18 protein-coding genes are annotated in these 16,852 nt (G+C 61.6%); 14 read left to right on the forward strand and 4 right to left on the reverse strand.

The features are described 5' to 3' along the window. Window positions 1–134 precede the first annotated feature (134 nt). Complete coding sequence (gene dusA, locus BUB72_RS03950; protein ID WP_073140941.1) at window positions 135–1,148, forward strand: tRNA dihydrouridine(20/20a) synthase DusA; 1,014 nt, start codon at window positions 135–137, stop codon at window positions 1,146–1,148. Then, window positions 1,145–1,912, forward strand: coding sequence for a hypothetical protein (locus BUB72_RS03955; RefSeq protein ID WP_073140943.1), 768 nt, complete (start codon window positions 1,145–1,147; stop codon window positions 1,910–1,912). Before dusA ends, BUB72_RS03955 begins: the two co-directional genes overlap by 4 nt. A 45-nt stretch (window positions 1,913–1,957) precedes the next feature. Here the strand turns inward: BUB72_RS03955 and BUB72_RS03960 are convergent, their stop codons facing one another. The 3 genes from BUB72_RS03960 to ruvX are packed head-to-tail and all read right to left on the reverse strand — an operon-like array spanning window position 1,958 to window position 3,813. Continuing rightward, the gene (locus BUB72_RS03960) at window positions 1,958–3,061 is read right to left on the reverse strand and encodes a THUMP domain-containing class I SAM-dependent RNA methyltransferase (RefSeq protein WP_083588558.1); all 1,104 of its coding nucleotides are present in this window, start codon (window positions 3,059–3,061) and stop codon (window positions 1,958–1,960) included. Between the two features lie 45 nt (window positions 3,062–3,106). Continuing rightward, on the reverse strand, window positions 3,107–3,334 hold the full coding sequence (locus BUB72_RS03965) for a DUF1289 domain-containing protein (protein ID WP_073140947.1): 228 nt from the start codon (window positions 3,332–3,334) through the stop codon (window positions 3,107–3,109). Then, the gene (gene ruvX, locus BUB72_RS03970) at window positions 3,331–3,813 is read right to left on the reverse strand and encodes a Holliday junction resolvase RuvX (RefSeq protein ID WP_073141675.1); all 483 of its coding nucleotides are present in this window, start codon (window positions 3,811–3,813) and stop codon (window positions 3,331–3,333) included. The genes BUB72_RS03965 and ruvX overlap by 4 nt, the downstream gene beginning before the upstream one ends. 191 nt (window positions 3,814–4,004) lie before the next feature. On the opposite strand from ruvX, the gene BUB72_RS03975 reads away from it, so the two are divergent. The 12 genes from BUB72_RS03975 (at window position 4,005) to BUB72_RS04035 (ending at window position 16,436) form a co-directional block, all read left to right on the forward strand. Continuing rightward, a complete protein-coding gene (locus tag BUB72_RS03975; RefSeq protein WP_073140950.1) occupies window positions 4,005–5,249 on the forward strand; it encodes a sarcosine oxidase subunit beta family protein in 1,245 nt (414 codons plus the stop codon). A 145-nt stretch (window positions 5,250–5,394) separates the two neighbouring features. Then, window positions 5,395–5,595: a hypothetical protein gene (locus BUB72_RS03980; RefSeq protein ID WP_073140952.1), complete on the forward strand. Its 201-nt coding sequence runs from the start codon at window positions 5,395–5,397 to the stop codon at window positions 5,593–5,595. Window positions 5,596–5,679: 84 nt separating this feature from the next. Beyond that, window positions 5,680–6,018, forward strand: a complete 339-nt coding sequence (locus BUB72_RS03985) for a sarcosine oxidase subunit delta (protein ID WP_073140954.1) — start codon at window positions 5,680–5,682, stop codon at window positions 6,016–6,018. A gap of 70 nt (window positions 6,019–6,088) precedes the next feature. Continuing rightward, the gene (locus tag BUB72_RS03990) at window positions 6,089–9,100 is read left to right on the forward strand and encodes a sarcosine oxidase subunit alpha family protein (RefSeq protein WP_073140955.1); all 3,012 of its coding nucleotides are present in this window, start codon (window positions 6,089–6,091) and stop codon (window positions 9,098–9,100) included. Next, the gene (locus BUB72_RS03995) at window positions 9,093–9,659 is read left to right on the forward strand and encodes a sarcosine oxidase subunit gamma (RefSeq protein ID WP_073140957.1); all 567 of its coding nucleotides are present in this window, start codon (window positions 9,093–9,095) and stop codon (window positions 9,657–9,659) included. Before BUB72_RS03990 ends, BUB72_RS03995 begins: the two co-directional genes overlap by 8 nt. A gap of 860 nt (window positions 9,660–10,519) precedes the next feature. Then, complete coding sequence (locus tag BUB72_RS04005) at window positions 10,520–11,386, forward strand: hypothetical protein (RefSeq protein WP_073140961.1); 867 nt, start codon at window positions 10,520–10,522, stop codon at window positions 11,384–11,386. A gap of 103 nt (window positions 11,387–11,489) precedes the next feature. Beyond that, window positions 11,490–12,089: a superoxide dismutase gene (locus BUB72_RS04010; protein WP_073140963.1), complete on the forward strand. Its 600-nt coding sequence runs from the start codon at window positions 11,490–11,492 to the stop codon at window positions 12,087–12,089. 149 nt (window positions 12,090–12,238) lie between these two features. After that, window positions 12,239–12,439, forward strand: a complete 201-nt coding sequence (locus BUB72_RS04015; protein ID WP_073140965.1) for a hypothetical protein — start codon at window positions 12,239–12,241, stop codon at window positions 12,437–12,439. Continuing rightward, window positions 12,436–12,888: a host attachment family protein gene (locus tag BUB72_RS04020; protein WP_073140967.1), complete on the forward strand. Its 453-nt coding sequence runs from the start codon at window positions 12,436–12,438 to the stop codon at window positions 12,886–12,888. The genes BUB72_RS04015 and BUB72_RS04020 overlap by 4 nt, the downstream gene beginning before the upstream one ends. 190 nt (window positions 12,889–13,078) lie before the next feature. Beyond that, window positions 13,079–13,540, forward strand: a complete 462-nt coding sequence (locus BUB72_RS04025) for a DUF302 domain-containing protein (protein WP_073140969.1) — start codon at window positions 13,079–13,081, stop codon at window positions 13,538–13,540. Between the two features lie 32 nt (window positions 13,541–13,572). Further along, window positions 13,573–15,186, forward strand: a complete 1,614-nt coding sequence (locus BUB72_RS04030; RefSeq protein ID WP_073140970.1) for a thiamine pyrophosphate-binding protein — start codon at window positions 13,573–13,575, stop codon at window positions 15,184–15,186. A 50-nt stretch (window positions 15,187–15,236) separates the two neighbouring features. Next, a complete protein-coding gene (locus BUB72_RS04035) occupies window positions 15,237–16,436 on the forward strand; it encodes a CaiB/BaiF CoA transferase family protein (RefSeq protein WP_073141677.1) in 1,200 nt (399 codons plus the stop codon). 41 nt (window positions 16,437–16,477) lie between these two features. Here BUB72_RS04035 and BUB72_RS04040 read toward each other — a convergent pair whose 3' ends face one another. Further along, complete coding sequence (locus tag BUB72_RS04040; RefSeq protein ID WP_073140972.1) at window positions 16,478–16,705, reverse strand: hypothetical protein; 228 nt, start codon at window positions 16,703–16,705, stop codon at window positions 16,478–16,480. Window positions 16,706–16,852: the final 147 nt, after the last annotated feature.

The following is a 16,852-nucleotide window of genomic DNA, read 5'->3' on the forward strand; positions in this document are numbered from 1 at the left end:
AGCCATGGCGCAGAATACAGGTCCGCGATTTGGGCAATGGAAATCCGTGTTGAAAAAGTGCTAGACCTCCCTGTCGAGGCTCGACCGACTGCCTGCTGACACAAACCTGACGCGAAACGAGAAGTACACGCCCGATGCCTGATAAAAACAGCCCTGACGCTGACGTGACAGCCGCCGCCCGCCTGTCCGTGGCGCCGATGATGGATTGGACGGATCGCCACTGCCGGTATTTGCACCGGCTGATCTCGGGCCGTGCCTTGCTCTACACTGAAATGGTAACTGCACCCGCGCTGGTGCGCGGCGGGGCGGTGCATTTGTTGGAGTTCTCGCAGCCAGAGCATCCGGTCGCGGTTCAACTTGGCGGCTCTGATCCGGCCGAGCTGGCAGAGGCCGCACGTCTTTGCGCCGAACGCGGATATGATGAAATCAATCTTAACGTCGGCTGCCCCTCCGACCGCGTGCAATCGGGCTGCTTCGGGGCTGTTCTGATGGAACGCCCCGCGCTGGTGGCCGATTGCGTCGCCGCGATGATCAAGGCACAACCGGTTGAAGTCACTGTGAAATGCCGGATTGGCGTGGATGATCAGGACCCAGAGACCGTTTTGCCCGATTTCCTGAGCCGCGTTCGGGATGCAGACGTCTCTCGCGTCACGATCCACGCGCGAAAGGCGTGGCTGCAAGGGCTAAGCCCCAAAGAAAACCGAGACGTGCCGCCGCTGGACTATGACTTGGTGCACCGGATGAAAGCCGCATTTCCCGATCTCCATATCTCGCTCAACGGCGGGTTGGAGACGTTGGAGGCGGGGCTGCCGCATCTGCAAACGCTCGACGGGCTGATGTATGGCCGTGCGGCCTATCACCAGCCTTGGGACGTGCTGTCGGATGCCGACGAGAAGGTCTTCGGCGCACCGCCCCGTGCCACAACCCGCGCCGATGTGGTCCACGCCATGCTGCCCTATATCGAGGCGCATGTGGACGCAGGCGGCAAGCTGGCCCAAGTCACACGCCATATGCTCGGCCTGTTTGCAGGCCAGCCCGGCGCACGGGGCTGGCGACGCACCCTGTCGGAGGGGGCGCATAAGCCCGAGGCAGGGACAGCGCTGGTGCTGCAAGCGCTTGATGCGGTCCACGTCGCACAGGCCGCATGAGTTTCGCCGCCAAAGGCTGGGTGAAATTTGCCCATGACGCGGCCACTGCCAAATGGGCCGACCATGCGCGACAGCGGGCGATACCGCTCGCACAAGACCCGCAATACACCAAGAAGTGGCTGCGCTGCGGCGGGACGTGGTTCGTCGGGGTAAACCTGCTGCCCAATGACGGGCAGGGGCGCTTGCCGGACGGTCCGCCCTTGGCGGGTCCAGCAATCGCGTTTTTGCAGCGCGAGGGGCTTTGGACTCCTCTTGATCCTGCGCAGGTTTCGGTGATCTACGAGGGCTATCCAAAACCCTCGAATGCGGAAAGTCCCGCTGCGTTCCGCTTTCGCCGCGATCGCGACGCGGCGCATGTGGACGGGTTGAAGCTGGTACTTCCCGACAAGCGACGCCATGTTGACGAGCCGCATGGCTTCGTGTTGGGCTTGCCACTGAACGAGGCCAGCGCCAGTCCGATGGTGGTGTGGGAAGGCAGTCACCACATCATGCGCGACGCCTTCGCGAAACGTCTGGAGGCGGTGCCGCCGGAGCGGTGGGCGATCGAGGACATCACGGACACTTACCAAGCCGCACGAAAGCAGTGTTTCGAGACCTGCAAGCGGATAGAAATCAAGGCACTACCGGGCGAATCTTACGTGATGCATCGCCTCTCTTTGCATGGGGTCGCCCCGTGGAAAGACGGTGACGTTGCGCCGCCCGAAGGCCGGATGATTGCCTACTTTCGCCCCGAACTTGATGACATCGCCACGTGGCTGGCCTGACCTAAAGGAGCGCCTCGCGGCGCGCATCCTTGTTTGTTTGGCGCGCTATTTCAACGGTGGGGACTGGAACAGCCAGACCTTCAAGCCGCCATGGGGCACAGCTGGCCCTTGGGTCAGCGGCAATCCGGTGGCCTTGGCCAATCCCGGCTCGGACGTAACCATTGCCACGCGCCAGCCGGAGAAGCGGTCTTTAAGGGTTGTCCCCAAACTCGCATAAAGTGCGAAGAGCTGTTTTTTATCCCCGATCCGCCCGCCATAGGGTGGGTTCACGATCACCAGACCGGCGGGGCCGTCAGGCCGGTCCACGTCAGAGACGGGCTTGCACTGAAAGTCGCACAAGGCTGACACGCCCGCACGGTCCGCATTTGCAATCGCGCCCTTGATTGTACCCGCATCGCGGTCGGACCCAAAGCAGCGCGCAGGCCCGTTGATCACGCTGACCGAGCGTCGCAGCGCCTTGAACGCAGCCTCGTCGAAACTCGCCAAAGCCTCGAACGCAAAGCTGCGGGAGCGTCCGGCTTGCAGTCCTTCAGCAATCTCCGCGGCCTCGATCAGAAACGTGCCAGAGCCGCACATCGGGTCCAGCACCGGCTCGGACCCGTCATAGCCCGCCTGGCGCAAGAACAGCGCCGCCATGTTTTCACGCATGGGCGCCTTGCCGATGGCTTCCTTATGGCCGCGCTTATGCAGGCTCTCGCCCGACGTATCCACGCTGAGGGTCACGATGTTCTGCTCGATGCGGATTTTTAGCGTCACCTCGCCATCGGCGGAGGGTTTCATGCCCGCTTTGAGCAACGCACGCTCCACCCGCTCAATGGCCGCCCCCGCGTGGTAGATTTTGGAGCGCTTGCACGTCGCCTCCACCCGCACGGTGGTACCGGAATAGAACGTCTCGTCCCACGGGAACTCGTCGGCGCGGTGGTCCAGCCCTGCAAGGCTCATGGCACGAAACGTCCCGATGCGTGCCAGCACTTTAGTGGCCCCGCGCAGCTCCAGATTGAGCCGCCAGACATCCGGCCAGTCTCCCATCATGGTCACACCACCTGCACCATAGCGCGCGTCTTTGTAGCCCAAAGCGCGGAATTCCGGCAGCAAAGCGGCTTCCAGCCCGGGCGGGGTGACGGCAAAAATTTCGAGTGTATCAGTCATGGCACAGTCCATAGGGCCACATGGCCCCAGACGCTAGCCCAGACGCTACCCCAAACGGGCCTTGCGTCCGCCACGTCGCACCTTCAAGCGGGCCGCGCGGGACGGCAGCTCCTCCAACAGCGCCGTGCGGGCCTCGTTGGACATACGCGACCACGCGCCGATCTCGTCAATGGTGCGCAGGCAGCCGGTGCAGATCCGCTCCGCAGGATGCACGATACACACCTTGATGCAGGGGCTCTCGACCTCGTCGCGTTGCCAGATGTCGTCACTCATGCGTTACCCTTTATGTGCCGGATGCGGTCCAGCGCTCCTTGCAGGATAAACCCGGCAGCGACATGATCTATGACCTCCGCGCGACGTTTTCGCGACGTATCCGCCTCTAAAAGTGCACGTTCGGCGGCCACGGTGGACAGGCGCTCGTCCCAAAAGGTGATCGGCACGTCCGTCAGGCGCGACAGGTTGCGGGCAAAGGCGCGGGTCGATTGCACCCGAGGCCCCTCGCTGCCATCCATGTTCAAAGGCAGCCCCAGCACGACCCCCGCGACCGAGCGCTTGTCCATGATCGCCAGCAAAGCGGCGGCATCCAGCCCGAATTTCTTGCGTTTGATGGTCTCCAGCGGGGTGGCGACCGACAGAAAGCTGTCCGAGACGGCCACGCCCAAGGTCACCGTCCCCAAATCAAGCCCGACAAGAGGTTGCATCGGGGGCAGGGCGGCGGCAAACGCCGACATCTCGTCAAATATTTCGCCCATATGGTCTGCGCCTTTTTGCTTCGCTCCAGATAGGAGGAGCACCGCCCGAAAGTCCACACCCGCGTCACTTTTTGCCGCGCTTGGTGCTGGCGTGTCGCAAGCGGCGTGTGATATGCCGAAACCGATGGGACGCGCCCGCCCGTCCTGTCGCAAAACGGGCACGACGCCGCCGCCCGAAGGGACCATTCGCCATGAAACGCTATTCGGCTTTTGCCATCGCCCGCGAGGCGGCCCGCTTCCACTCCGGTTGGGAGCGCGCATGGCGCTCGCCCACGCCGAAGAAGAAATACAAGGTCATCATCATCGGTGCAGGGGGGCACGGGCTGGCCACGGCCTATTATCTTGGCAAAAACCACGGCATCACCGATGTGGCGGTGATTGAGAAGGGCTGGCTTGGCGGCGGCAACACGGGGCGCAACACCACGATTATCCGCTCCAACTACCTGCAAGATCCGTCGGCCGCGATCTACGAGAAGGCGCGCTCTCTCTACGAGACCATGTCCCAGGACCTGAACTACAACGTCATGTTCTCGCCACGCGGCGTGCTGATGCTGGCGCAAACCCACCACGAGGTGCGCGGCTACCAGCGCACGGCCTATGCCAACGCATTGCAGGGCGTGAAAACCGAATTCATCGGCCCGCAAAAGGTCAAGGAAATTTGCCCGATCATGAATGTCGACGGCCCGCGCTATCCGGTGCTGGGCGGTCTGTTTCAGGCCCGCGGCGGCACCGCACGCCATGACGCGGTGGCATGGGGCTATGCACGCGCCTGCTCGGACATGGGCATGGACATCATCCAGCAATGCGAAGTCACCGCCGTGCGGCGCGAGGGTGGCGAGGTCAAAGGCGTCTCCACCACCAAGGGCGAGATTGACTGCGACAAGCTGTGCATCGTGGTCGCGGGCAATTCCGGCCATGTGGCGGAGCTTGCAGGCTTCCGGCTGCCAATCGAATCCGTGGCCCTGCAAGCGCTGGTCTCCGAGCCGATCAAGCCCTGCATGGACATCGTCGTCATGGCTAACACGGTGCATGGCTACATGTCGCAATCCGACAAAGGCGAGATGGTCATCGGCGGCGGCACCGACGGGTACAACAATTACACCCAACGCGGCAGTTTCCAGCATATCGAGGAAACCGTGCGCGCGCTGATCGAGACCTTCCCGATGCTGTCTCGCCTCAAGATGCTGCGCCAATGGGGCGGCATCGTGGACGTCACCGGCGACCGCTCCCCGATCCTGTCGAAAACCCCGTTGGGCAACTGCTTCATCAACTGCGGATGGGGCACCGGCGGCTTCAAGGCTATTCCCGGCTCCGGCTGGGCCATGGCAGAGCTGGTCGCCAAAGGCCATTCGCCCCTGACTGCCGAATTCGGGCTGGACCGCTTCAAAGAGGGCCGGTTCATTGATGAAAGCGTCGCGGCAGGGGTGGCGCACTGATGGCGAACTCCCGCTCAGCACAATTTAGCGCACCTCTTGGCGCATTTCCGGCTACACCCCGCCCAAATTGCGCGCAAACCCCAATGCCCGTTGAGCCAACGGCCCAACCCGCCATCATGGAGACCTCACCAAAGGAGGTACTCCCATGTCTGACTACACAACCCAGAACGAAGGCGTCGGCACCACCGGCCTCGTCGTTGCAGCCGTGCTTATCGGCCTGTTTATCATCGTGCTCGCCATGCTGGGCTCCGGCTCGGTCACCGAAGGCGAAACGATGGTGCCAGCCGAAACGCTCGAAGCACCAGCGGCCATTGCGCCAAACGCTGCCCCGGCTGTCGACGGCTAACACCGACCACTCTGTTTTCCTCCCCAATCAGGGCGGGTGCTTCGCGGCACCCGCCTTTGTCGTGTCTACCCGAAGGAGCGCCCCATGCTGATCCTTGAATGCCCCTATTGCGGCGTCAAAGCCGAGGAAACCGAGCTGCATGGCGGCGGTCAGGCCCACATCAAACGCGAAACCGTCGGCTCCGACGATGACGCATTCGAGCACTACCTGTTTACTCGCGCCAACCCGCGCGGCGTGCATCTGGAACGCTGGCGTCACGCCAATGGCTGCGGCAAGTGGTTCCACGCAGCCCGCGACACCACCACGCTGGAGGTCTTCGGCACATATCCCGCCCAAACCTTTGAGCCGCCCAAAGACATCATCGACGCCATCACCGCCAAACGCCCCGACTGGAGCTTCAAAAACTGGCAGGGCGCAACATGACCCTATCATTGCTTCCTAAATACCTCCCCCGGAGGGTCCGACCCTTCCACACAGACGAAGGCCCGATCTCATGAGCACCAGATTGTCCACCGGCGGCCGCCTGCTGAACAAATCCAGGCAGGTCAGCTTCCAGTTCAACGGCAAAACCATGCGCGGCTTCGAGGGGGATACCCTCGCCTCGGCGCTTCTGGCCAATGACCAGATGCTCATGGGCCGCTCGTTCAAATACCACCGCCCGCGTGGTGTCGTGGCCTCGGGTGCGGAAGAGCCGAACGGTCTCGTCAACCTTGGCAAAGGCGGAGAGTTCGAACCCAATGCCCGCGTCACCACCACCGAGCTGTTCGATGGGTTGGCCGCCGAAAGCCAGAACCACTGGCCCTCGCTGGAACTCGACGTGGGTGTGATCAACAACTACGCCTCGCGCTTCATGCCTGCGGGCTTCTACTACAAGACCTTCATGGCACCGGCCCCTGCATGGAAACACGTGTTCGAGCCGTTCATCCGCCGCGCGGCGGGCCTCGGCAAAGCTCCCAAAGACCGTGACGCCGACCGTTACGAGCATTTCTACGCGTTCGTGGACGTCCTCATCGTCGGTGGTGGCATCGCGGGCTTGCAAGCGGCCAAGGCCGCAGGTGAGGCAGGCGCCAAGGTTCTACTGGTCGAACAGACCGCCCATTGGGGCGGTCGTGCGCCCGTCGATGGCGTTGAAATCGACGGCCAGCCTGCTGACGCTTGGATCAACGACACCATCCAAGCTCTTGAAAAGATGGGCAACGTTTCGCTACGCATCCGCACCATGGGCGCGGGCGTCTATGACCACGGCTACGCGCTGGCCTATGAACGCCTGACCGATCGCGCCCCCACGCAGGATGCTCCGCGTCACCGTTTGTGGCGCATCCGTGCTGGCCAGATCATCACCGCGACAGGCGCGATCGAGCGTCCGCTGGCCTTCGCAGGCAACGACATCCCCGGCGTGATGCTGGCCTCCGCAATACGCGACTACGCGACGAACTGGGCCGTCAGCCCCGGCGACCGCACGGTGGTCGTGACCAATAATGACGACGCCTACCGCACGGCGATCACGCTGAAACAGGCAGGACTTGAAATCCCCGCGATCATCGACGCCCGCCCGCAAGGCGGCGGCGCGCTGGCGGACGAGGCCCGCGCCTTGGGCATCCGCATCGAGAACGGCAAAGCCATTGCCAAGGTCAAAGGCTCCAAACGGGTCACGGGCGTCGAGATTTGCGCCCATGCAGGGGAAGGCAACGCGCTGGAGCCGATCGACTGCGAAGCGGTCGCCATGTCCGGTGGCTGGTCTCCGGTAGTGCATCTGTGGTCCCATTGCGGTGGCAAGTTGGTCTGGGACGACGCGCAAGCCCATTTCCGCCCCAACCCCGACGCCGCCCCCAAAGGCGCGCAGGGCGAGCCGTTCGTGATCACCGCCGGTATTGCCAATGGCGCGATGGACAGCACGTCCGTGCTGGCCGACGCCGATCAGGCGGGCAAAACCGCCGCCAAACGCACTGGTCACAAACCCGCCAAGGCAGCGGCCCCGAAAGCCAACGCCATGAACGAGGCTCCGATGCTGCCCGTCTGGAAAATGCCGCAAGGTGCTGGCTACAAGCTGCGCTCCAAGATGTGGCTCGATTTCCAGAACGACGTGAAGGTCTCCGACGTGCAGCTCGCCGCCCAAGAGGGCTACGAGAGCGTCGAGCACACCAAGCGTTATACCACCATCGGCATGGCCACGGATCAAGGCAAGCTCAGCAATATCAACGGCTTGGCGATCCTAGCGGACAGCCTGAACGCGCCGATCCCCTCCGTTGGCACCACCACCTTCCGCCCGCCCTATACCCCTATTTCCATGGGCTCTATCGGTGGCGAGGCGCGGGGTGATATCTTCCAGCCGCTCAACCGCACACCGCTCCACGCTTGGGGTGACGACAACGGGGCGTACTGGGAACCCGTCGGCCACTGGCGTCGCGCCTATTGCTACCAACGCAGCGGCGAGACGGTAGAACAAGCGGTGCATCGCGAGGTCAAGGCCACACGTGAAAGCCTCGGCTTGCTGGATGCCTCCACCCTTGGCAAGATCATCGTAAAAGGCCCCGACGCGGGCAAATTCCTCGATATGATGTATACCAACATGATGTCCAACCTGAAGCCGGGCAAATGCCGCTACGGCCTCATGTGCACCGAAAACGGCTTCCTCACCGATGACGGCGTGGTCGCGCGGATCGACGACGACACATGGCTCTGCCACACCACCACCGGCGGGGCCTCGCGTATCCACGGGCACATGGAGGAATGGCTGCAAACCGAATGGTGGGACTGGAAGATCTACACCGTCAACGCGACCGAACAATTCGGCCAGATCGCCGTCGTTGGTCCCAATGCCCGCAAAGTGCTGGAGAAGCTGGGCGGCATGGACCTGTCCAAAGAGGCGCTCGGCTTTATGGAGTGGACAGAGGGCAAGATCGGCGATTTCGACGCCCGCGTCTTCCGTATCTCCTTCTCCGGCGAACTCAGCTACGAGATTGCCGTACCCGCCAGCCAGACCCGCGCCTTCTGGGACGCGCTGCACGAGGCGGGGGCGGAGTTTAACGCCACTGCCTACGGCACCGAAGCGCTGCACATCCTACGCGCCGAGAAGGGCTTCATAATGATCGGGGACGAGACGGATGGCACGATCATCCCGCAAGACCTCGGTTTGAGCTGGGCGCTGTCCAAGAAGAAGGAAGACTACCTCGGTAAACGCGCGCAGGAGCGGGTGCATATGACCGATCCCGAGCGCTGGCAGTTGGTCGGCTTGGAAACCGTCGATGGCTCAACCCTTCCCGACGGCGCTTATGCGGTCGCGGATGGCACCAACGCCAACGGCCAACGCAACACGCAAGGCCGCGTGACGTCGACCTACCATTCGCCGACGCTTAACAAAGGGATCGCCATGGGATTGATCCATAATGGGCCGGAACGGATGGGAGAGGTGATTGATTTCCCCAATCTCGACGGTTCTATCGTGCAGGCGAAAATCGTCAGTGCCGTGTTCTATGACCCCGAAGGGGAGAAGCAAAATGTCTAATGCTGTCAGCGCCTTGCAAGGCGTAACTTCTAAAGGCTTCGTGACCATCACCGAAGCAGGATTGCGCGGAATGATCACCCTGCGCGGCGACCTGTCGTCGGCAAAACTGAAAAAGGCGGTCAAATCCGCCGCTGGCGTCGATGTCCCTGCGCAACGCGCATGCAACAGCGCGGGCGACAAGGCTGTCGCGTGGATGTCGCCCGACGAATTGCTGGTGATGGTGCCTTATGCGGAGGTGGTCGACGCCACATCCCGCCTCGTCAAAGCACTGGAAGGCGAGCACGCGCTGGCGGTCAACGTCTCCGACGCGCGCGCCGTGTTCACCATTGAAGGTGAGGGCGGGCGCGAGGTGCTGGCCAAGCTGTCGCCGGTCGATCTGTCCCGCGAGACGTTCACCACAGGCATGTTCCGCCGCACACGGCTGGCACAAGCTGCGGTGGCCTTCTGGATGCGCGACGAGACCACGTTCGAACTGGTCTGCTTCCGCTCCGAGGCACAATATGTCTTCGACGTGCTGAGCATGTCGGCGCGGACGGGTTCTGAGGTTGGATTTCTCTGACCTGAACCCTTGAGCATTCTTTCTAAGGATGACGCGCCCTGAGTGCGTCTCGAAATGCCGGTTTGCCGGAGAGCTTGACACGCTCGGATCGCGGTCCAAATCAACCTTTCTGTGCTTGCTCGGTATCCGATGATTTGTTCTGATCGACAAAACTCGGCCCCGAGGAGAAACATTGAGTAAATCTTGCCTTGTGCGCCGACCATCCGGCAGCTTTTATAGGGCCATTGATTTTTAGTGTAAGGGATTGAATATGAAAAGCTATCTGTTGCCAATTCTGGCGGGTGTGATGATCGCGGCTACCGCCCCAGCGATGTCGGCTACCTACAATTGCAAGATCTCCCCGAAAAAATTGCAAGATCTCCCCGAAAAAGGGTGTCGGGCTGTATACGGGTGTCACACCTTCGCGTCTAAGGGTAACCATCTCGAATGCAGGGCGCGTCGTCGTATCAGACAATGTGAGCGCGAAAGCGGGCCGCCGGTCAGTTGAAGGCAACTTGGGTCGAAAAGTCGGTAAGGTGCAGATTTTCTCGTGGAAGCTATCGCCAGTTCCGCGCTCCATGCTGCCGCCAACCGAGACCAATTTTTATGAGCCGACGGTCAACTATCGGGCACGTCTGGACACGAAAACGGGCAAGTTTTCGATGCGTGGGAATTTTGTCACCAGCGTGTCGAGCGCTTCCGGTGGTTTGAACATGCAAGGCTTTGGGACCTGCCGACGCGGCTAACCCTGCGGGCCACGGAGCCATGAGACAAGCACGCCGCGCTTCAGGTTGGGTGCGGCGATGATCCGAGGTCGCGACGGTTCACATTCCGCGAATTCTGGGCTAGGAAAGCCGCCATAGGCCAAACAGGATTTTGCTATGTTTTCTCGGATGTTCGCCGCCATTGTTGCAGCACTGGTTTTGACAACCGCCCCGCAGGGCGCACAGGCGCAGCAGGCCTTGGTGCAATGCACCAAAACGTCGGGATCGTCGGGCTGGGTGCCTGATGCCTTCACCTATGCCCGCGAGGGGACCTCCAAGAAAGTCACCGTATCCGATCCGTTGATCCTGGCCTTCATGAAGGTGCCGGTGACGGCCAAGGTCCGGCGGGACAACGCGCGTCAGCTGGTGCTGACGTGGAAGGTCAAGGGCGTGCGCGACAGTCGCGGGTCCCGCACACCTGCCTTGGCCTTTCGTGCGGTGATCAACAAATCCGACCTGAGCTATAAGGTGGTGGCGACCCCGCTCGGATACCCCGATACGTTCACCGGAAGCGGCCGCTGCGCGGTGGTTCCAGCCGCGCAGGTAAAAGCCCTGACCGCGAAGATCAAATCGGCGGGCAAGGTTGCGACCAAGAACGGCGGCATGCTCCATACATTGTGGAAATCGGGGCAGAACCGAAGTTTTTCGTGCAAGGTGGGCAAGCCGCGCAAAGCCTATGACTGGTCCGCCACGCAGGTGGCCATCCGCCAGAAGGCGAAAGCTGGCGAGGCAGTGGTCGAATTCACGACCCGCAGCGGTAAGGCCAAAACCCGCGCCAAGGTCAAGCAATCAAAGAAGTTTGTGACCTATAGCTGGGCCCAAACTGTGGACGATAAAAAGGGGCAAGGGTTCACCGAGCCGCTGAACGCAACCGTGCAATACAATCTGAGCGTCGATATGAAATCCGGCAGGGCGTCACTGCAATCTTCGGCGGCTCCGAGCCGCCGCAAGTCGTCCTCCAGAGTTCCCGTCAATTGTAAATAGGCGGGCGGCGGTGCGCTTGTTAGTCCAAACGAGCCTTGACCCCACGCCTTCGCGCCCTCAGTTATGATAGGTAGCAACTCATTCCAACAAGGGGGCCCAGATAATGGCTTTTACACTTCCTGACCTTCCATACGCCCACGACGCGCTGGCTGATGCCGGCATGTCCAAGGAGACGCTGGAATATCACCACGACAAGCACCACAACGCTTACGTGGAGAACGGCAACAAGGCGATCAAGGGCACTGAATGGGAAGGCAAATCCCTCGAAGAGATCATCAAGGGCACCTATGACAAGGGCGCCGTGGCGCAGAGCGGGATTTTCAACAACATCTCGCAGCTGTGGAACCACAACCAGTTCTGGGAAATGATGAGCCCGGGCAAATCCGCAATGCCATCCGAGCTGGAAACGGCGTTGAAGGACAGCTTCGGCTCTGTCGACAAATTCAAAGAAGAGTTCGCGGCCGCCGGCGCGGGCCAGTTCGGCTCCGGCTGGTGCTGGCTGGTGAAAGACACCGATGGCGGGCTGAAAGTCACCAAAACCGAGAACGGCGTGAACCCGCTGTGTTTCGGGCAGACCGCGCTTTTGGGCTGCGACGTGTGGGAGCATTCCTACTACATCGACTTCCGCAACGCGCGTCCGAAATACCTGTCCAACTTCATGGACAATCTGGTGAACTGGGAAAACGTCGCCTCGCGCATGTGATGCGTGGCTGCCGCTCTTACGCATGTGATGCGTGGCCACCCTTAACGTCGAAGAACCCCGCCTTTTTGCGGGGTTTTTCTTTGGGCTGGGGAACTATGACGGATGCGAGGGGTTGATCTTGTGAACCAACGCAAACGCAGGAGGTCCCCATGGCAGAGCGCCACAGATCCAAAGACAACTCACGCGACACGGACAAAATTCTAGGCGAGACCGGTGCGCCCTCCGGTCAAGGCCGTGACGGCGGCAGGCTCGCCCGCGAAATTGGCAGTGCTGACGAGTTGAAACGCTCGAACGAACGGCCCGCAGGCAAGACACGTGTCACCAAGGAAAACGAGGAGACGTCGGAATGACCAAACTTCCTCATAAAGCGTGGGTGGTCGTTGCCGATGGCGAAAAGGCTCTGATCCTTGAAAATCTGACAGACGGGGAGAACCCCAATCTGGACGTCATCCGCAAGGACGAACAGGACAACCCCAAAGACATTGACCAGTCTGCCAACCGTCCCGGACGGATGCATGACGGAGGCCCGGGCCACCGCTCCGCATTTGATGACACTGATTGGCACGAACTGGCGAAAGAGCGCTTCGCGAGCGATCTGGCAGACATGCTTTACGAGAAAGCGCATGCCGGGATGTTCGCGGCCTTGGTCATTGTCGCCGCCCCGAAAATACTGGGCGAATTGCGCGACGCCTTGCACCAAGAAGTGTCGAGCAAGGTCATCGGCGAGATCGACAAGACGCTGACCAATCACAGCGTGCGCGACATTGAAAAAATCGTGAAAGCGGAGCTGGCCGGATGACGCCGGGCGCTATGTGTTGATCTGATTGAACGCAGGCGATGCCTGCGCGCGATTTTGTTTGAAAGGGCCTCCGAGCTGCCGCTCGGGGGCCCTTTGGCTGTTTGGCAAGCGCTGGCGCAGACGTGATTGGCGGTGCGTGCGGGGCTCTGGCATGTCTTTATGAGTATTTAAAACCAAATGGAGACCTGACATGCGCGCGATCTTGAGTGTTGCCCTGAGCCTTTGGGCCGGCTTTGCCGCAGCGGACGTCACTGCGCGACCGGGATGGGTGGTGATGGAGACCTCCAAACCCTATGACCAGCTGGTGCAAGACGTCGTTGAGGCGGTGAAGGCCAATAAAATGGGCGTGGTGACCCAAGCGGGACCCACAGGCGCCGCCAAGGCGCGCGGGATCACCATTCCGGGCAACCGGGTGATCGGCGTGTTCAATAACGCATTCGCCGTCCGGATACTGGCGCTCTCCACGTCGGCGATGATCGAAGCGCCGGTTCGCCTCTATGTGACCGAAACGCACAGCGGCGCGACGCTCAGCTACAAAACGCCGTCTTTGGTGTTTGCACCTTACATGGAAGAGTCAGACCCCGACCTTGGCGTGGCCGCATCCGAACTGGACGTGATCTTCAAGACCATTGCTGACGCCGCTGCCGGTTGATACCAGCATCCCGAGCTTTGAAGGAGACGGAAATGGGCAGCCCTAAACGCGCCGCTGACTTGCTCGCCGAGCGGCTATTCGAGGCCGGGTGTCGCCATGCGTTCGGGATGCCCGGCGGAGAGGTGCTGACGCTTGTTGATGCACTGGAGAAGGCCGGGATCGAATTCGTGTTGTGCAAGCATGAGAACGCCGCCGGTTTTATGGCCGAAGGGGTGCATCACGTGAACGGCGCGCCCGCAATATTGGTAGCCACCGTCGGGCCGGGGGCGATGAATGGCGTCAATGTAGTGGCCAACGCCCATCAGGAGCGGGTGCCGATGATCGTGCTCACCGGATGCGTCGACCCTGACGAGGCGCTGACCTACACGCATCAGGTGCTTGATCACCAGCGTGTGTTCGACGAGATCACCAAAGCGACCTTTACCCTGACCGCCGAAGGCGCTGACATCGTGGCCGACAAGGCCGTGGGGATTGCCACCGAAAGGCGCGGAGGTCCCGTCCATATAGATGTGCCGATCTCTGTGGCAGACGAAGTTGCGGCCCCGAAGCTGCGGCGCCGTGCGCCAGCGGGCAGGACCGCGCCCGTCGCGGATGATCTGGCCTTGGCCCGCGCCTGGCTTGATGGGGCGGAGCGACCGGTGATCATCGCCGGGCTGGATGTGCTCTATGATGACAGCGCGGCGGAGCTGTTGCGGTTTGTCGAAGCTCTGGGCGCGCCCGTGATCACGACCTACAAGGCCAAAGGGGTGATCCCCGAGACCCATCCGCTAGCGTTAGGCGGGGCAGGGCTGTCGCCTTTGGCGGACACACATCTTCTGCCATTGGTGCGGCAGGCCGATCTGGTGATCTGCGTCGGCTATGATCCGATCGAGATGCGCCCAGGCTGGCGCGAGGTCTGGGACCCCGATCAGGTGCGGGTGATCGACATATCTGCCGCGCCGAACCACCATTACATGCATCAAGCGGGCCTGAGTTTTATATGTGACACGGGGGCCGCTTTGCGGGCGTTGGCGGCATCCGGCGCAGCGCGCGACACGTGGCCCGAGGGCGAGGTTGCGGCCACCAAATCCGCACTGGCAGCGGCGTTCCCGACAGATGAAACATGGGGCCCCGCAGCGATCATCGCCACCTGCCGCGACACACTGCCCAAGGATGCCATCGCCACCGTGGACAGCGGGGCGCACCGGATATTGCTGTCCCAGATGTGGACCTGCCACGCGCCGCGCACATTGCTGCAATCCTCGGCGTTGTGCACCATGGGCTGCGCGGTGCCGCTGGCCATGGGGGCCAAATATGCGGATCCTACGCGCTGTGTCGTCAGCTTTTCGGGTGATGCGGGGGCGCTGATGGTGGCCGGCGAGTGGTCCACCGCCAAAGAGCACGGGTTGAACACGATATTCGTGGTCTTCGTCGACCGCTCCTTGTCCCTGATCGAGCTGAAACAGCGCCAGCGGCAGATGGGCAATGCGGGGGTTGATTTTGACGCCCACGACTTTGCCGCGATCGGGCGGGCCTTTGGCGGCGAGGGGCATACCGTGACCTCGCGCGCGCAGTTGCAAGACGCCTTGACGGCGGCGATGCAGGCTGAGACCTTCACCGTGATCGCTGCCGTGATTGACCGGAAGGCCTATGACGGGCGGATCTAGATTTTAATGCCTCCGGCGGAGGTACTTACGAAGCAATGATGGACGGGCAAATGGCACGCACTTTGGACGGAATTAAAGTGCTGGATCTCAGCCGCATTCTGGCAGGCCCGACCTGCACGCAATTGCTGGGCGATTTGGGGGCGGAGGTCTGGAAGATCGAAAACCCCGGCTCTGACGGCGATGACACCCGCAAATGGGGCCCGCCTTTTGTGGACGGGCCGGACGGGAACCGCACCGATCTGTCCGCGTATTTCATGTGTGCCAACCGCAACAAGCTGTCTGTGGGCGTGGATATTGCGACGCCGGAGGGGCAGGCGGTCATTCACCAACTGGCGGCGCAGGCGGATGTGGTGATCGAGAATTTCAAACCTGACGGGCTGAAGAAATACGGGCTGGATCACGACAGTCTATTGGGCGCGCATCCGCAGCTGATCTATTGCTCGATTTCCGGCTATGGCCAGACAGGCCCCAACCGCAGCAAGCCCGGATACGACCTGATGGCGCAGGGCTATGGCGGCATCATGTCCCTGACCGGAGAGCCTCAGGGCCGCCCGATGAAGGTCGGCGTCGGCATTGCGGACGTGATGTGCGGGATGTATGCGACCGTCGGGATTCTGGCAGCGCTGCGTCACCGGGACGCCACCGGAGAAGGGCAGCATGTGGACATCGCCCTTGTCGATAGCCAGATCGCGTGGCTGATCAACGAAGGTGTCGCGCATCTGACCACCGGTAAGGAGCGCAAGCGCCAAGGCAATGAACATGCCACGATTGTGCCGTACCAGACTTTTGAGGCCGCAGATGGTCATGTGCTGGTGGCGGTCGGAAACGACAGCCAGTATGCGCGGTTCTGCGACTATCTGGGGCGGCCCGATCTGGCCGAGGACCCCGCCTTTGCCACCAATCCTGCGCGGATTGAAAACCGCACCAAGCTGCTAAAAATCATTGAAGGTCTGATGGTCGAGCGGAGCATGCAAGACATCCTCGACGGGCTGGAGGCGCGCAAGGTTCCGGTGGGGCCGGTGAATACGCTTGGGCAGGTCTTTGCCTCCGAACAAGTCGCGGCGCGCGAGATGAAGATCGACATGGCGCGCGACGATGTGCGCGACGGGGCGGTGTCGTTGATCGGCAACCCACTGAAGTTCTCGAAGACCCCTGTCACCTATCGCCGCCCACCGCCGCATTTCGGCGAGGACACGGATGCGGTGTTGGAGTGGCTGGAGCAGGTGGCAAAGGCCGCTCCGCAACCATAGCAGGCAGCCTCGTGCAGACGCGATTTTGATTTGGGGACGTCTTAGGCCGGTGCGCTAGGGATTTGCGCGATGGCGAGTGCCAACACGACCAGCAGCATCGCCAGAACCGGATAGGTGAGCTTGTAGTGTTCGCGGTGAAAGGCCCATCCGGGCGCGCCCATACCGGGACCGGTCGAGAGCGCGTCAATCAATGTCTTAGGGCGCAACACCATGTAAGCGGCGGTGTAGCCCGCGATCGCATAGATCAGAATTTGGATAAGATGTTGCAATCTGCGACTTCCTGCACGGCGCTTCTACCCGTCAAGAATGGAACATCTGAGGCCGTGGGGTGGCGGCTTTGGGGCGGCGGTCGCAGGGTCAAAACACAGCTTGGCCCCCGCAATTCCGCAATGACGCTGGCGTTAACCCCTTGGTAA

It is taken from the genome of Litoreibacter ascidiaceicola (genome assembly GCF_900129235.1).
Lineage (GTDB): Bacteria > Pseudomonadota > Alphaproteobacteria > Rhodobacterales > Rhodobacteraceae > Litoreibacter > Litoreibacter ascidiaceicola.

Coding starts and splice junctions, on each gene's coding strand:
- dusA (WP_073140941.1), top strand. CDS start 135: ATGCCTGATAAAAACAGCCCTGACGCTGACGTGACAGCCGCCGCCCGC.
- BUB72_RS03955 (WP_073140943.1), top strand. CDS start 1,145: ATGAGTTTCGCCGCCAAAGGCTGGGTGAAATTTGCCCATGACGCGGCC.
- BUB72_RS03960 (WP_083588558.1), bottom strand. CDS start 3,061: ATGACTGATACACTCGAAATTTTTGCCGTCACCCCGCCCGGGCTGGAA.
- BUB72_RS03965 (WP_073140947.1), bottom strand. CDS start 3,334: ATGAGTGACGACATCTGGCAACGCGACGAGGTCGAGAGCCCCTGCATC.
- ruvX (WP_073141675.1), bottom strand. CDS start 3,813: ATGGGCGAAATATTTGACGAGATGTCGGCGTTTGCCGCCGCCCTGCCC.
- BUB72_RS03975 (WP_073140950.1), top strand. CDS start 4,005: ATGAAACGCTATTCGGCTTTTGCCATCGCCCGCGAGGCGGCCCGCTTC.
- BUB72_RS03980 (WP_073140952.1), top strand. CDS start 5,395: ATGTCTGACTACACAACCCAGAACGAAGGCGTCGGCACCACCGGCCTC.
- BUB72_RS03985 (WP_073140954.1), top strand. CDS start 5,680: ATGCTGATCCTTGAATGCCCCTATTGCGGCGTCAAAGCCGAGGAAACC.
- BUB72_RS03990 (WP_073140955.1), top strand. CDS start 6,089: ATGAGCACCAGATTGTCCACCGGCGGCCGCCTGCTGAACAAATCCAGG.
- BUB72_RS03995 (WP_073140957.1), top strand. CDS start 9,093: ATGTCTAATGCTGTCAGCGCCTTGCAAGGCGTAACTTCTAAAGGCTTC.
- BUB72_RS04005 (WP_073140961.1), top strand. CDS start 10,520: ATGTTTTCTCGGATGTTCGCCGCCATTGTTGCAGCACTGGTTTTGACA.
- BUB72_RS04010 (WP_073140963.1), top strand. CDS start 11,490: ATGGCTTTTACACTTCCTGACCTTCCATACGCCCACGACGCGCTGGCT.
- BUB72_RS04015 (WP_073140965.1), top strand. CDS start 12,239: ATGGCAGAGCGCCACAGATCCAAAGACAACTCACGCGACACGGACAAA.
- BUB72_RS04020 (WP_073140967.1), top strand. CDS start 12,436: ATGACCAAACTTCCTCATAAAGCGTGGGTGGTCGTTGCCGATGGCGAA.
- BUB72_RS04025 (WP_073140969.1), top strand. CDS start 13,079: ATGCGCGCGATCTTGAGTGTTGCCCTGAGCCTTTGGGCCGGCTTTGCC.
- BUB72_RS04030 (WP_073140970.1), top strand. CDS start 13,573: ATGGGCAGCCCTAAACGCGCCGCTGACTTGCTCGCCGAGCGGCTATTC.
- BUB72_RS04035 (WP_073141677.1), top strand. CDS start 15,237: ATGGCACGCACTTTGGACGGAATTAAAGTGCTGGATCTCAGCCGCATT.